This is a genomic window from Clostridium sp. HBUAS56017 (assembly GCF_007115085.1).
GTDB classification, from domain to species: domain Bacteria; phylum Bacillota; class Clostridia; order Clostridiales; family Clostridiaceae; genus Clostridium; species Clostridium cibarium.
The window spans coordinates 274,737-289,742 of sequence record NZ_SULK01000003.1; the positions used below are offsets into that span (position 1 = coordinate 274,737).

Consider the following 15,006-nt stretch of genomic DNA (forward strand, 5'->3'; position numbering starts at 1 on the left):
TTATTGTACAAATTTACTTTTATGGTTACGATGTATATCTAAGTTATGTTATACTAAATATACAAAGATCAAAACTTTTATGAATAAGTGAAATAAAATTGACATCTTAATTTAAGATACATAAAGGAGAATTCATAATGGAAAAAATAGCGTTAATAACAGATAGTGCTTCAGATGTAAGCTTAGATTTTGTAAAAGAAAATAATATAAAGGTAGTACCTTTTAAAATTATTTTTTCTGATAGAGAATATAATGATGCTATAGAATTGACATCTGAGATGCTTTATGAACTTTTACCAAAAGAAGTTCCTACAACTTCTTTACCTAGTACAGACAAATTTGCAGAATTATTGACTTCATTAAAGGATGAAGGTTATACTCATGCCATTATAATAACAATATCAAGCGGCCTTTCTGGTACTTATAACTCTGCAAGACTAGCTGCTGAAAGTGTTAATGGAATAGAAACTTTTGTATTTGATTCTATGACTTTAACTATGTCTGAAGGTGCTATGGTAATTGAAACAGCTAATCTAATAAAAGAAGGTAAATCCTTTAAAGAAATTACTGAGTTTCTACCAAGCTTAAGGGATAAAATAGATGTATTTTTTACAATAGATACTTTAGAATATTTAATTAAGGGAGGTAGAATTGGTAAAGTTGCAGGTACAATTGCTACTACCCTCAACTTAAAACCAATAATAACAGTTGGGAATGACGGAATATATCATACTGCTGCTAAAGTTAGAGGAGTCAAACAATCTATATCAAAACTTTCTACTTTACTAAAACCATATCTTGAGAAAGGTAAATGTAAAGTATGGGTTCTAAATGGAGGTGCTCCTGAAAAAGCAAAAGTATTATATCAATCAATAAAAGATTTCCCTAATATTATTGAATGTACCCTAGGAGGATGTATTGCTCCTTCTCTTGGAGTACATACCGGACCTGGTTTAGTTGGACTTATAGTTGAAAAGATGTATTAATAATTTTATATAAAAAATAAACTGAGGGAATACTCAGTTTATTTTTTTATCTTATGTTTACATGACCTTCTTGCTCTTTTCACATTAACTAATATACTTTCTATAGATTCTTCCCCATACTCATCTCTAAAACATAATTGGAAAATATCCATACCACAAAATCCTCTTTTAGCCTTATATATATAAGTGGATGGTTCTACAAAGTACAAAATACCATTACATGGATTTAATTTAATCTTTACAGAACTCTTTGCTCTACTACAATTTCTTACTTTTATGTCCAATATCACCGGTATACATCCATATGCACATATAGGTTTTATTTCACTTATTTCAACTTTAAAATTATTTGGATGTATCTTAAATTCACATGTATCTCTACCCTGCTCCTCTTCCTTCATAATTAACATCCTCCCTGCAACTTCTTACAAAATATACTATGCTTTTTCTTCATATTTTGTACCAATTGCTGAACCTTCCCCATAGAATAAAATAAAAAGAAATTTATGCACTTTTAGGAGGAAAAAAAGATGGAAAAACCTTCTCCATCCTGTAAATCTATCATCGCAAACTGTAGATTAGACGTAAACTTCGACCCTAAAAATAAAATAATATATGTATGTTCTGGCAAACCACAGTATTTCACCGCTACTTCAAGTAAATGTAACGGCCCCATTACAATAACTTATACTGGGAGAAAATATGATCCATGTACCAAAAAAATATGTGGTGACTTAGGAGTTTACACAACTTATGATTCAGGTATAGTTTTAGATGCATATAATTGCATAAGGCCTGGAACAATGGACACTCTATCCTTTACAGCAGATGATGGTTGCACATGTTATAAATTCACAGTTATATTCGTTTACTCACCATGTGATTGCTATAATACGCAAACTTGTTGTAATTGCAATAAATAAATTATTATAATAAACATATTAAGCTTAGCATCATAAAAGACATATCCCTAGCTAAGTTTAGTATGTTTATTTTAGTATGTTATAATATTTTCAATTACATTTAGGAGGAATTATTATGTATAACGTTAGAATCACCGCTAGTGATGTATCAAATTTAAATAATGAACCTTTAGAACTTTTAAAAAAAAATGGCTTTGATGTAAAAGAAAAACCATTTAAAAATATAAAGAATGAAGAAGAATACATAGAGTTTATTAAAGATGCTGACGCACTACTTGTTGGCACTGAAACCTTAGATAAAAAAGTATTAGAAAAGATTCCAAATTTGAAATTTATCGCTAGGCGAGGTGTTGGCTATGATAGCATAGATGTTGATTACTGCCACATTAATAATATAACCATTGCTCGTACATTAGGTACTGTTGAATCTTCTGTTTCAGAACTTACTATGGCCTTTATTTTGGCCTTAACTAGAAAACTAGAAGAACATTCTAGAGATATCCATAATGGAATTTGGAATAAAAGACTTTCATCAGGACTTAAAGGAACCACCCTTGGGCTAGTTGGTTTTGGCAACATAGGACAAGAAGTAGCAAGAAAAGCTTCAGTTTTTGATATGAATTTAGTTTATTATTGCCCTCATAGAAAAATTGAATTAGAAGAAAGATATAACATTCGTTATGTTACATTAGATGAACTATTGAAAATTAGTGATTTTGTTTCACTTCATATGCCATCTACTGAAGAAACTAAAAACATGTTCACATATGACAAGTTTAAAAAAATGAAAAAAACAGCCATGTTTATTAACACCGCTAGAGGGTCTATAGTTAATGAAGAAGATTTAGCACTAGCTTTAAAAAACAGAATTATATCTGGCGCTGCCTTAGATGTTTTTCAAGAAGAGCCTTGCTTAGATTCCCCTGTTTTAAAACTAGATAATGTAATATTATCTCCTCATGCTGGAACTTTTACTTATGATACATTCTACAGCATGAACCTTCTTGCAGCTAATTTAATTGTTGATTATTTTAATGGTGTTATAGACAATAAATTTATTATTTAAATTGTAAATACTTTATTTTCACTACTTATACTGGTATACTTTCCATATATGGACAAGACCTATGAAGGAAAGGAAGATTCTTATGAATACAATAAAAAAACTAATTTTATCAGATTTTACCCGAACTAAGGATTCTAAAAGAAACTTTACTAAAATAAGAGCTCTTTTTGACTTATCCTATAAAAATGAATACACAATTGATGATAATACTTGGGATGATTTAATGATGAATGATGTCTTTACTAAATTAGATAGAACCTATTCTAGTTCAGGGGAAGCAGCTTTATATAGTATGCTGAGGAATCCATTAATGGATAAGGATAAATTAGAGAAAAGAGAAAACTTAATTGAATTATTTAGAAAAAACAAAGAACTAAGTGGTAATATAAGGTACATACTATTTAATATGGGTTTCGACTCTAAAAATAGGCTTATTGAAATGCTTGAAGGTTCTCTTGCCGTAAGTAAGGCAAAATTCTTTCTTTATATGATACTTGGGCAAATAGTTCCATTATTATTAATAATTCTAGCCTTTGCTTTTAAAGAACCAAGATTTGCATTTGGTTTTTTCATATTAGTTTACCTTAATATTTATATAACTCATAAAGAAAAAAACAATGTAACTGCTACCGGAATCATTTATCTTAGAGATTTATTAACTGCAGCAAATAAAATTTCTAAAGAAGATAATCTAGCTCTAGCTTCTATGACTAAGAAAATTAAGTCTGCTTTAAATGATAAAGAAATTAAATCCATAGATAGATCTACTCAATTCATTAAGTTTATCACTGGATATGGTGAAATTTTAGAATATTTATCTGTACCTTTTTTACTAGAAGTCACAAATTATTATAAAATCAGCGGTATTTTATCAAATAGTGAAGATAAAATTCTTACTTTATATTATTTAATTGGCGAAATCGATGCTTTAATATCTATTGCTAGTTATAAAGAAATCAATATATCAAATTGTGCTACTCCAAAATTTTTAGATAATACTACCTTAAAGATTGTGGATGGTATTCACCCACTATTAAATAAACCTGTTGCAAATTCTATATCAATTGAAAAAAACGGTATAGTTCTTACTGGAACGAATATGTCTGGAAAATCTACATTCTTAAGAATGATGAGTACAAATATTCTATTAGCACAAACTTTTAATTTTGTACTAGCTAAGGAATATGAAGCTTGTTTTTTAAATATAGTGTCATCTATTAGTCCTAAGGATGATATTAATTCTGGAAAGAGTTACTACCTATCTGAAGCAGAATCAGTATTAAGAATAATTAAAGCTCTAGATAGTGATATACCAGTTTTCTGTCCTATTGATGAAATATTTAGAGGTACTAACCCTATAGAAAGAATATCTTCTTCTGCTGAAATATTAAGTTACATAAATAGAAGAAATGCTATATGTATCGTAGCTACCCATGATAGAGAATTATCTGAGATGCTAAAAGACCAATATGATTTTTATTACTTTAGCGAAGATGTTAATAACACTGAAGGATTAAGTTTTGATTATAAACTAAAAGAAGGTATTTCAAATACTAGAAATGCAATAAAGCTTCTAGATTACATAGGCTATCCTAAAGAAATAATTGAAGCAGCATATAAGAAAGCGGAAACTCTTAACACTAATTTTATTTAAATAATTTAAAGAAGCCTCTGGCTTCTTTTCTATTATTCATCATTATATATAACTGAAAAAATCTACGTAGCTACAAAACTTAATATAAAGGAGAATTTTTATGAATTCTGTAAAAAGAATACTGTCCTCAGATTTTACACGTCCTAAAGAAAAAAGAAGAAATATGAATAAAATCAGAAAACTTTTCGATTTGTCTAAAAAAAACAAATATACTATTGACGAAACAACTTGGGATGATCTATTAATGGATGATATTTTTACAAAACTAGATAGGACATGTTCAACTGCTGGTGAGGCTATGCTTTACCATATGCTAAGAAATCCTCTTATGGACAAAAACAAACTACAAGATAGAGAAAAGTATATAAAGTTATTTAGAGAAAATACAGATTTAAGAGCACATCTAAGATATATTTTATTTTATATGGGTTTCGATTCTAATAATAATCTTATTGAAATGATTGAAGGCTTACTTTCTGTAAATAAATTTAAATTTCTTTTATATAAATTCCTAGGGCAAATCCTCCCCCTATTGTTATCTATCCTTGCTATAATATTTAAGGAACCTAAATTTATTTTTCTAATCTTCATACTAATAAACATCAATATTCGTATTCAAGAAAAAGAAAAAAATACTGTAAAAGCAACTGGAATAGTATATCTAGGTAAGCTACTTCTCTCTTCTATAAAACTTTCTAAAATAGATAATTTAAATTTATCTCCTTTAACTAAAAGAATTAATTTACTTTTAAATGAACTAAAATCAATTAACCGATCAATTAAATTCATTAATATTATAACAGGACTAGGTGGAATAATGGAATTTCTCTCTGTTCCTTTTTTACTAGAAGCTACTACATACTATAAAATAAGTGGAAGATTTATTGAAAAAAGAGATACAATTCTTTCTTTATATTCAGCAGCTGGAGAAATAGATGCTTTAATATCTATTGCAAGCTATATAGAAAGTAATAAAGATAAATGTACTACTCCGCTCTTTATAGATAAAACTACAATAAAAATAACTGAAGGAATTCATCCATTATTAGATAATCCTGTTGCAAATTCTATTACAATATACCATAAAGGCATAGTTTTAACAGGCACAAATATGTCTGGAAAATCTACCTTTTTAAGAATGATAACTGTTAATATTTTATTAGCTCAAACCTTTAACTTCGTACTAGCCAAAAGTTACGAAGCTTGTTTCTTTAACATTATTTCTTCAATAAGTCCAAAAGATGATATAAACAATAACAAAAGCTATTATATATCTGAAGCTGAATCTATATTAAGAATCCTTAAATCACTAAATGATTATATTCCAGTCTTCTGTCCTATAGATGAAATATTTAGAGGTACTAATCCAATTGAAAGAATAGCTTCATCTGCTGAAATATTAAATTATATAAATAGAAAAAATGCCATATGTATAGTTGCTACTCACGATAGAGAATTATCTAATTTGCTAAATGGAAAATATAATTTTTATTTCTTTAGTGAAAACGTAAATATCAGTACTGGGTTAAATTTTGATTACAAACTAAAAGAAGGCATTTCCAAAACTAGAAATGCTATAAAACTTCTAGACTATACAGGATTCCCAAAAGAAATAACTAAAGGTGCCTATAAAAGAGCAAAATCTCTAAGCACTAACTTTATTTAAACTAATTATGTTTTAAAAAATTTACATTTATATCATTTACTTTTTTTGTAAATTCACCTTATAATATATTGGTGGTAAGAAAGAGAGGTATGATATATGAGAAATGAATTACTTAATAGTTTTTATTCTGGAAACTGTTTTCACGCTTACAAATACTTTGGGGCTCACCTAACTCATGAGTCAGGTGTATTAGGAGTTAGATTTACTGTCTATGCGCCTAAAGCAAAAGGTGTCCAAGTCATTGGAGAATTTAATAAATGGACAGGCGAAAATTATGAAATGGTCAATTTAGATGAAAAAGGCACTTATACATTATTTGTTCCTGAAGCAAAAGAAGGAATGATGTATAAATATCGTATTTTTCAATCTACAGGAGTGATTTGTGATAAGTGCGATCCTTACGGCTTTTTTAGTGAACTTCGACCAAATACAGCTTCCTATATAGTTGACTTAAATAATTCTTTATTTACTGATGATGAGTGGATGAGAGCTAGATCTAAAAATTATAATAATCCTATTAGTATTTATGAGCTTCATCTGGGATCATGGAAAAAGCCAAATAAAGATGAATATTATAATTATACTGAAATATCTGATGAATTAATTAGTCATTTAAAATCAAATAACTTTACCCATATTGAAATTATGCCTCTAAACGAACACCCTTTTGATGGCTCTTGGGGCTACCAAAGTTCAGGTTATTTTAGCCCTACTTCTAGATATGGAACTACTAAAGAATTAATGCTCTTTATTGATAAATGTCATAAGAATAATATTGGAGTCATTTTAGATTTCGTTCCCGTGCACTTTGTTCGCGATAATTTTTCATTAGCTAAATTTGATGGTACTGCACTTTATGAATATGAATATGACGATGTAGCAGATAATGAATGGGGTTCCTGTAACTTTAACTACTACAACCCTACTGTCGTAAGTTTTTTGATGAGTGCAGCTACTTTCTGGCTGGATGTTTATCATGTTGATGGGCTTAGAATGGATGCCATATCTAACGCTATATATTGGCAAGGAGATTCAAAAAGAGGTGTAAATATCGGTGGTGTTGATTTCTTGCGAAAAATGAATTACGGTTTAAATAGCATGTACCCTGAAGTCATGCTTATAGCTGAAGATTCTAGTAATTATATTAAAGTTACTGCTCCCACACCTTATGGTGGGCTAGGTTTTGATTATAAATGGGACTTAGGTTGGATGCACGATACCTTAAATTACTTTGCTACTCCACCTTGGGAAAGAAAATTTAACCATAACTTAATTAATTTTTCAATGAGTTATTTTTATTATGAAAATTACCTTTTATCCTTATCTCATGATGAAGTAGTTCATGGTAAAAAATCTATAATAGATAAGCTTTGGGGTACTTATGAGGAAAAATTTGCTCAATGCAAGACATTGTTTACTTATATGTTCACCCATCCTGGTAAGAAATTAAACTTTATGAGCAACGAAATCGCTCAATTTAGAGAATGGGATGAAAATAAAGAAAATGATTGGTTTTTATTAAAATATCCATCTCACGACTCATTTAATAGATATTTTAAGGAGTTAAGCAAAATCTACTCTTCTCATTCCGCCCTTTATGAAAAAGATTATGATGAAGCTAGCTTTAAGTGGATAGATGCTGATAATAAAGATGCGAGTGTATACTCATATATGAGATATAGTGAAAAAGAAAAGCTTTTAATTATTCTCAATATGTCAAGTAATCATTATAAAAATTTCAGACTTGGTTTAGATCACGAATGTAGTGCTAAAGAAATTATTAATAGTGAATTAGATATTTATGGAGGCTGCAATATAGTAAACTCTAAACAAATTTTTAGCGAGCCTATATCTGCAAATAATAAAAAACACTCCATTTTAATTGACTTAGCCCCATATACAAGTTGCATTTTTCAAATTAATTAACTATAAAAAACTAGATAGCTTTTTATAAAACTATCTAGTTTTTACGTCATATGTGATTCTTTAAAAGATTATATGCCTCTTCCGGTATGAAAATATCCTCCAAATTAATTGTTTTCGGATTAGTTGTTAAAGGATATTCTTCTATCCATAGATTATTATCTATAAGATCATATTTCTTAATTGGTTTATTAAAATCAACTTCTGTTACTTCTTCTAAATCTTTATACGGAGTTAGAACTGCTACCCTTCTACATGGTTCTTCCATTTCACTATATATATTAAAAAAACTATTATAGTTCTCAAAAGATGATGTTGTTGTTACAATTTTTAAATATAAATTTAATTTCTTTGCAGCTTCTAATGCTTTAATCATAATTAACTACTTTCCTTTCATATGTTTTCACTAGTCTTCAAATTTCAATTCAAATGTCATTCTATCTTCTCCAATAATAGTATTTTCGAAAACCTCTGTAGCATTATCTAAAAAATCTTTTGGTTCAGCCATAGCTGTTCCAAAATGTGTTAACACCATAGTTTTAACTGATGCACTTTTAGCTAAAGTTGCTGCTTCCCTAAAGGTCATATGCTTGTTTTTAATAGCTTTTTTCTCATCTAAGTCATCCCCATATGTTCCTTCGCTTACTAACAAATCACTATTATCAATGAATTTAGAAATGGTTTCAATTGGTCTTGTATCTGTTATAAAGCTAAGTTTTATACCTTTCCTATCTTCTCCCATTACTAAAGACCTTGAATAAGTAATTCCATTTTCAATTATTTCTTCATTAGATTTTTGCAGTTTATTCCATAAATATTTTGGAACATTATTTTCCAAAGCTTTTTCCACATCAAATTTAGGACTTCTACTAAAGTAAAAACTATATCCAATACAGGGAGAAGAATGATCTAATTCTAAAGTAGATATCTTTATATCTTCATCAATAAAATTCAAATCCTCTTTAGGTGATTCAATAACCCGAACTTCATATGGAAGATATTTAGCTATAGTCATAAGCCCTTCTACAGCTTCTTTAATTCCATGTGGTCCTATTATTATAACAGGTTCTGTTCTACCGCTATTCCCAATTGTGCCGAGTAGCCCTGGCAATCCTATTATATGATCACCATGAATGTGTGTTATACAAATGATATCTATAGCTTTAAACCCAGTATTAGCAATCTTCATTGATACTTGAGTACCTTCTCCACAATCTATTAATATTTTTCTTCCCTTATAATTTATTAGCAATGATGATAGATATCTATTTGGTGTTGGCATTCCTCCTCCACAACCTAAAAGTGTTAAATCAATCATATTTAATTCACCTCAAAATATATCATATCACACTTTCTTATAATATTATCTTTGAAAAACAAAACATCAAGGAATTATTATATTATATCCTTGATGTTTTAATTTCTATAATTTAATTTTTGCTCCAAGTAAAATTAAAAATTCTGATAATATAGATGTATGTGCAGCCCATGAAGGTGAAGTAACTAAATTTTCATCTACCACAGCATTATCCCCTTGAACTTCAATATATTCTGCACCACATGCTCTGATTTCAGGTGCTACTGATGGATATGCCGTAAGTTTTCTTCCTCTTAACATACCAGTTGCTACTAAAATTTGTGGACCATGACAAATTGCAGCTATTGGTTTGCTATTAGTTAAAAAATATTTAGCAATATTTACGACATCTTCATTATTCCTTAAGTATTCAGGAGATCTTCCACCTGAAATATATAATCCATCATAATCTCCTAAACATACCTCAGTGAAATCCTTATTTAAAACAAAATTATGGCCTCTCTTTTCTGTATAAGTTTGATCACCTTCAAAATCATGAATTGCAGTTTTTACATAATCTCCAGCCTTTTTATCTGGACAAACTGTATGAACTTCGTAACCCAATGTTTTAAGCAAAATATACGGAACCATTGTTTCATAATCCTCTGTATAATCACCTAATAATAGTAATATTTTTTTAGTCATGTTATCCCTCCGTTATTTAAAACTATACCCTTATACATAATTATAACATTTATAGAAATCTTATCAAATTATATTCATTAATTATTTAGTAGTTAACAAAAAAAGTGTCCTTCTTTTGTAGAATTAACACTTTTTTCATTGAAATTAATGTCCTTTATGCTTTTCTAGCTTTTTCTTCTGCTTAAGACAATACTTTCTTTTCTTATTTAGTTCTCTCTCATCCTTCGTTTCTTTCTTACGTTCTTCCTTGTTCTTTTCATATTGTAGTTTTAAAGCTTCCTGCGCTTTAGTACCTATTCCTTTTTGCAAAGTCTCTTTTCTTGTTTCTCTTAAAAGCCTTTTGAAATTCACTCTTTTCTTAATAATTTTTTCATCATTCATTGACATAGAATTACTAAAATTTAATGAGTTAAAATTGCTTAGAATAAATTCATATACTTCATAATCTTTTGGCTCTGTACCAAAGGTTACTTTACATACTTTTATTCTATTTCCATCCTCTACTTCAAAAATTCCAATCCAAAAAGGATCACTAAAAAGAACTGTTAATTTAATTATTGATAACATAATTAAATCCTCCTGTTAATAAAAATAATTGAGAACGGACAACCCCAGGAGGGCAGGTTACTGCTATAATTTATTATAGGTTCTGACTACCAACAGAACTGTGTTTTTATCTCTATTTATATTATAATGTAATTTAATTTAAAATCAAAGCATCATAACCTCTCTTATAGTTGTAATAAACTTTCTTAATAATATATAATAAATATATAGATTAACGATGGACAAGTTTAAAGGAGAACATAATGAAATCAAAAATAGTTTTTTTTGACATCGATGGAACAATACTTACTGAAAATACATTAAAAATTCCAGACAGCACTAAGAGAGCTATAAAAAAAGCTCAAAAAAATGGTCATTTAGCCATAATTAATACTGGCAGACCTATAAGAAGCATAGATTCTTTTATAAAAGAGCTTGGTTTTGATGGGTTTATATGTGGTTGTGGTACTTATGTAGAATACAAAAATACAATATTATTATCTAAGCAACTAGGCAATAATATATCAAAAGCTGTAGTTAAAGATCTTAGAAAATGCAAAATTGATGCAATTCTTGAAGGTGAAAAAGATATCTACTATGAAGAAGATGAAAATATTATCTCTAAGGAATTACTTAAAATAAAGGCTCATCATAGAGAACAACAATTATATAATGGAGCAACTTGGGATTCTTCTCAAATTGATTTTGATAAGCTAACAATCTGGACAAATGATAATAGTAATTTTGAAGAATTCTATGATAAATATAAAGATATCTTTGAATTTATCCATAGAGGAGAAAATTTTTACGAATTAGTTCCATTAGGCTTTTCAAAAGCTTCTGGTATAGAGTATCTAATTAAATATTTAAATATTCCTTTTGAAAATACATATGCAATTGGAGACAGTACAAATGATTTATCTATGCTCAAGTACGTAAAAAACAGTATTGCAATGGGAAATAGTAATCCATTATTATTTGATTTAGTATCTTTTGTTACTAAAGATATTGAAGATGACGGTATTGAATATGCTTTAAAACACTTTAGTATAATATAAAAAATCCCCTCTATTTCTAAAATAGGGGGGATTTCAATAATTGAACTATATCTATTTCTTTTTTATTTTATCATGATAAAAATAAATCTTGTACGCTAAATTATCTTTCTTGCATTTCTTTACAATATTTTCCTCAATACAATTCCAATAAGTGTTTCTTCCGCTAATATATATATCATCATAAATCTCTTTTAATTCTGGTTTATATTCAACAATAAAATCCAGTACCCTTTTCTTGTACTTTCCTCTTAAGTTTAAGTTTTCAAAACAATAATAATCAACATCATCACCAATGAAATCAATTATTTCACTATAATTTGTTATCTCTGGAAACATTGGTGACATAAATAAGTATGTTTTTATTTTTTCTTCTTTCAATTTTTTAATAGCTTTTACTCTCTGTTCTACTGATGATGCTCTCGGTTCAATTTTCCTTCTAAACTCATCATCTAAAGTATTTAAAGATATCCCTATATGTATATCCTTAAATTTCTTAAAAAGATCAATATCTCTTAAAACTAAACTTGATTTTGTTAATATCTCAACTCGTGCATCAACATCCACTAACTGCTCCAATATTCCACGCGTTACTTTATACTTACCTTCATATACATTATAAGCATCAGTGACAGAACTTAATAAAATTGTTTTATTAGTCATGGGTTTTAAATTTATTTTTTTACCACAACATTTTATGTCCAAAAAACTCCCCCATTCATCACCATGCCCAGTAAATCGTTTCATAAATTCAGCATAGCAATATATACATCCATGAGGACAACCTACATATGGATTTATTACATAATCTGAATCAGGTAACTTTGATTTTGTATTAACTTGTTTTACTGCAACTTTTTTTATATTAATCATAATACTTTAGACCTTTCCTATTAACTTGAGTATTAGTTAAGCTAATTCTTTCTTTGCAACATCCTTTTTCAACAATCCATATATAAACATTAAGATAAATGCTGTAATTGCACAACAAGCACTTAAATATATGGGAGCTCTCAAATCATTAAAAATCCAATAAACTAACATACCTGCAATAACTCCAAAAATATGCCCTATATTTTCAGAAAACACTATATCTCCCTTACTACAGTCCTGATTAATTTTATTAACCTCTCCAATGCAATACACAGTACCTCCACCAAAGCCAGTTGCTATCCAAAAAATAATTGCAAACATATTATCATAATTCTTCGCTAAACATATTAAAATAATTGAAAGAATAAAATGACCTGCAATAAAATATTGCCTATAATTTTTCCCTTTAATTATATGTGAAACACTGGTATATGTTATCCAGCCAGCCATAACCAATATTCCAATTACTTTAATACCAAAACTGCTAGTAAGTTTACTAATTATGATCAATATAAAATAGACATAAGCAAAATAATGCATCTGATGAATTACCATAATCCCATTAATAAATTTAAAACTCGGTTTTATAAATTTAGACTCTTTTATTTTGTATTTAGAATATACTACAATAAATATCAATATTATTGATATAATTATATTTTGCTCTACTCCAATAAAAGGTGCAATAACAAATCCTAATATTCTAAAAGTTCTTTTAACTGTAGTACTGACCTTATCCTTTTGTAAAGAACGTACTGATTGTATAGTCATAGCAATAAATATATATCCCAAAACCAAAACCCAATAATTAGAAATTACAAATTCATAGATAACAAAACATCCCATGCTTAAAAATGCTGTAATAGCTGTTACTTTCTTATTTAATTTGAACGGATTAGGCACTAAATTTCCTATCTGATAAGCTAATCCTAATGCAGCAACTTGCAAAACAGGTAAATCTATCGATATCCCATATACAACTCCACCTATTTCAACACAACCAGATACAAGACTTAAAAATAAAAAAATTACTTTATCCACACTTTCATCTCCAATTTTTCATATTCTCAAACAAATTACTCTATTCTTCAATCTTAATTAAATTATCTTTTGACGAAGCAATAATGTTATTAACAGCTATTCCACTAATTATTATTAATGTAATAGCTAAACATGTTACACCAGCGATTGTATTATAGGATATTATTTTTCCGCATATTGACAAGAATATAGAATTAATTATCAATGTTGCTAAAGAAATAACTGATAAGAATGTAGACCTTATTTCATTGTCTACTTCTTCATGTTTAAGCAAAGTTATACATTGTCCTTTTAATGGTATGGCACAATAACTTACAACAACCCCTAAAAGAATTAATAGAAAATTATTTGAAACTAATAGTAAAAGGAACAGTCCTTGTATTATAGGTCCAAATTTAATCAGCCTAGGAATTTTAAACTTTTCAACTACCATAGGTGAAAATTTTTGAGATAAACTTTGAGCCAATTGAGTAATGGAATATATAATAGCAACCTGTTTTACAGACATACCTTTCATAAATAAAATCGGTTGGTATATAACTGGTAAATAGAACTGTAATCTTCCCATGGCTTCATACACACATATAGATATACTTTTTTTATCTTTAAAAAACACCTTAAGTGTTTTACGAAACAATTCAATTGGAGTTTTCTTACTATCACCTTCTGAATTTATGCCTTTTAATGTATAAACTATTATCGTAGATACAACTCTAAAGATAAGGGTGGCAATTAAAGCATATTTAAAGATATCTTCAGAATAACTTCCTGGTAATAATCCTACAATAATGCCAGAAAGCAAATATCCAACGCTTAAGCTCGCATAAAAATTACCAAGTGATCTATTTGTATCTAACTTCTTTTTCTCACTTAATTCATATATAATTGATTCTGTATTTCCACTGTAAAAACTCCAACCTAAAGCTTCTAATACATATGCCAAAAATATTATTGCTATATGGTTTGCAAACAATAAAATACATGTTGATATGGAAAATGATATATATGTTAGATGTAACACTTTTTTTCGTCCTAACCAATCGCCTACTATTCCTGTTGGTATTTCTAAACAAGCAGTAAGTAGAGGAATAGATAAATTTAGCGCTGAAATATATACTAAACTTATATTCTTTGATTGTAAGTATGCTACTTCGATTGCACTATATAATCCTAATCCAAGTAGTAAATTAGTTAAGCAAACTTTATATAAAACTCCTTTTTCTTTCATTTAACTCTTCTCCTAACAAAAATTCTTTACTATCAAAAGTTAT

15 protein-coding genes are annotated in these 15,006 nt (G+C 28.4%); 7 read left to right on the forward strand and 8 right to left on the reverse strand.

The genetic code is table 11. The features are described 5' to 3' along the window. The first annotated feature begins 137 nt into the window (after positions 1–137). Positions 138–986 (forward strand): DegV family protein, encoded by an 849-nt coding sequence (locus tag FAY47_RS05005; RefSeq protein WP_143315340.1) that lies wholly within the window; start codon positions 138–140, stop codon positions 984–986. 38 nt (positions 987–1,024) lie between these two features. Here the strand turns inward: FAY47_RS05005 and FAY47_RS05010 are convergent, their stop codons facing one another. Then, positions 1,025–1,387, reverse strand: a complete 363-nt coding sequence (locus FAY47_RS05010; RefSeq protein ID WP_143315341.1) for a hypothetical protein — start codon at positions 1,385–1,387, stop codon at positions 1,025–1,027. A gap of 129 nt (positions 1,388–1,516) precedes the next feature. Here FAY47_RS05010 and FAY47_RS05015 point away from each other — a divergent pair, with 129 nt between their 5' ends. The 5 genes from FAY47_RS05015 (at position 1,517) to glgB (ending at position 8,221) form a co-directional block, all read left to right on the forward strand. Further along, the gene (locus tag FAY47_RS05015; protein ID WP_143315342.1) at positions 1,517–1,909 is read left to right on the forward strand and encodes a hypothetical protein; all 393 of its coding nucleotides are present in this window, start codon (positions 1,517–1,519) and stop codon (positions 1,907–1,909) included. A 115-nt stretch (positions 1,910–2,024) separates the two neighbouring features. After that, complete coding sequence (locus tag FAY47_RS05020; RefSeq protein WP_143315343.1) at positions 2,025–2,975, forward strand: phosphoglycerate dehydrogenase; 951 nt, start codon at positions 2,025–2,027, stop codon at positions 2,973–2,975. A gap of 82 nt (positions 2,976–3,057) precedes the next feature. After that, positions 3,058–4,629 (forward strand): DNA mismatch repair protein MutS, encoded by a 1,572-nt coding sequence (locus FAY47_RS05025; protein ID WP_143315344.1) that lies wholly within the window; start codon positions 3,058–3,060, stop codon positions 4,627–4,629. 100 nt (positions 4,630–4,729) lie between these two features. Further along, positions 4,730–6,295, forward strand: a complete 1,566-nt coding sequence (locus tag FAY47_RS05030; RefSeq protein WP_143315345.1) for a DNA mismatch repair protein MutS — start codon at positions 4,730–4,732, stop codon at positions 6,293–6,295. A 96-nt stretch (positions 6,296–6,391) separates the two neighbouring features. Next, a complete protein-coding gene (gene glgB, locus FAY47_RS05035; RefSeq protein WP_143315346.1) occupies positions 6,392–8,221 on the forward strand; it encodes a 1,4-alpha-glucan branching protein GlgB in 1,830 nt (609 codons plus the stop codon). Between the two features lie 46 nt (positions 8,222–8,267). On the opposite strand, the gene FAY47_RS05040 is transcribed toward glgB, so the two are convergent. From FAY47_RS05040 to FAY47_RS05055, 4 genes are all read right to left on the reverse strand, one after another. Beyond that, entirely contained in the window at positions 8,268–8,594 is a 327-nt protein-coding gene (locus FAY47_RS05040; protein ID WP_143315347.1) for a hypothetical protein, read from the reverse strand. 30 nt (positions 8,595–8,624) lie between these two features. Beyond that, entirely contained in the window at positions 8,625–9,536 is a 912-nt protein-coding gene (locus tag FAY47_RS05045; RefSeq protein ID WP_143315348.1) for a ribonuclease Z, read from the reverse strand. A 105-nt stretch (positions 9,537–9,641) separates the two neighbouring features. Further along, the gene (locus FAY47_RS05050; RefSeq protein ID WP_143315349.1) at positions 9,642–10,220 is read right to left on the reverse strand and encodes a DJ-1/PfpI family protein; all 579 of its coding nucleotides are present in this window, start codon (positions 10,218–10,220) and stop codon (positions 9,642–9,644) included. A 144-nt stretch (positions 10,221–10,364) separates the two neighbouring features. Then, positions 10,365–10,787, reverse strand: a complete 423-nt coding sequence (locus tag FAY47_RS05055; protein WP_143315350.1) for a YjdF family protein — start codon at positions 10,785–10,787, stop codon at positions 10,365–10,367. A 242-nt stretch (positions 10,788–11,029) separates the two neighbouring features. On the opposite strand from FAY47_RS05055, the gene FAY47_RS05060 reads away from it, so the two are divergent. Continuing rightward, positions 11,030–11,824, forward strand: coding sequence for an HAD family hydrolase (locus tag FAY47_RS05060; RefSeq protein ID WP_143315351.1), 795 nt, complete (start codon positions 11,030–11,032; stop codon positions 11,822–11,824). Between the two features lie 51 nt (positions 11,825–11,875). Here FAY47_RS05060 and FAY47_RS05065 read toward each other — a convergent pair whose 3' ends face one another. Genes FAY47_RS05065 through FAY47_RS05075 form a run of 3 tightly spaced genes read right to left on the reverse strand, consistent with a single transcriptional unit; the run spans position 11,876 to position 14,963 of the window. Beyond that, the gene (locus FAY47_RS05065; RefSeq protein WP_185966724.1) at positions 11,876–12,694 is read right to left on the reverse strand and encodes a radical SAM protein; all 819 of its coding nucleotides are present in this window, start codon (positions 12,692–12,694) and stop codon (positions 11,876–11,878) included. Between the two features lie 36 nt (positions 12,695–12,730). Beyond that, positions 12,731–13,735 (reverse strand): hypothetical protein, encoded by a 1,005-nt coding sequence (locus FAY47_RS05070; protein WP_143315352.1) that lies wholly within the window; start codon positions 13,733–13,735, stop codon positions 12,731–12,733. 40 nt (positions 13,736–13,775) lie between these two features. Continuing rightward, positions 13,776–14,963, reverse strand: coding sequence for an MFS transporter (locus FAY47_RS05075; RefSeq protein ID WP_143315353.1), 1,188 nt, complete (start codon positions 14,961–14,963; stop codon positions 13,776–13,778). Positions 14,964–15,006: the final 43 nt, after the last annotated feature.

Bases quoted from the DNA above. Each gene is read 5' to 3' on its own strand.
- FAY47_RS05005 (WP_143315340.1), top strand. From the start codon at position 138: ATGGAAAAAATAGCGTTAATAACAGATAGTGCTTCAGATGTAAGCTTA.
- FAY47_RS05010 (WP_143315341.1), bottom strand. From the start codon at position 1,387: ATGAAGGAAGAGGAGCAGGGTAGAGATACATGTGAATTTAAGATACAT.
- FAY47_RS05015 (WP_143315342.1), top strand. From the start codon at position 1,517: ATGGAAAAACCTTCTCCATCCTGTAAATCTATCATCGCAAACTGTAGA.
- FAY47_RS05020 (WP_143315343.1), top strand. From the start codon at position 2,025: ATGTATAACGTTAGAATCACCGCTAGTGATGTATCAAATTTAAATAAT.
- FAY47_RS05025 (WP_143315344.1), top strand. From the start codon at position 3,058: ATGAATACAATAAAAAAACTAATTTTATCAGATTTTACCCGAACTAAG.
- FAY47_RS05030 (WP_143315345.1), top strand. From the start codon at position 4,730: ATGAATTCTGTAAAAAGAATACTGTCCTCAGATTTTACACGTCCTAAA.
- glgB (WP_143315346.1), top strand. From the start codon at position 6,392: ATGAGAAATGAATTACTTAATAGTTTTTATTCTGGAAACTGTTTTCAC.
- FAY47_RS05040 (WP_143315347.1), bottom strand. From the start codon at position 8,594: ATGATTAAAGCATTAGAAGCTGCAAAGAAATTAAATTTATATTTAAAA.
- FAY47_RS05045 (WP_143315348.1), bottom strand. From the start codon at position 9,536: ATGATTGATTTAACACTTTTAGGTTGTGGAGGAGGAATGCCAACACCA.
- FAY47_RS05050 (WP_143315349.1), bottom strand. From the start codon at position 10,220: ATGACTAAAAAAATATTACTATTATTAGGTGATTATACAGAGGATTAT.
- FAY47_RS05055 (WP_143315350.1), bottom strand. From the start codon at position 10,787: ATGTTATCAATAATTAAATTAACAGTTCTTTTTAGTGATCCTTTTTGG.
- FAY47_RS05060 (WP_143315351.1), top strand. From the start codon at position 11,030: ATGAAATCAAAAATAGTTTTTTTTGACATCGATGGAACAATACTTACT.
- FAY47_RS05065 (WP_185966724.1), bottom strand. From the start codon at position 12,694: ATGATTAATATAAAAAAAGTTGCAGTAAAACAAGTTAATACAAAATCA.
- FAY47_RS05075 (WP_143315353.1), bottom strand. From the start codon at position 14,963: ATGAAAGAAAAAGGAGTTTTATATAAAGTTTGCTTAACTAATTTACTA.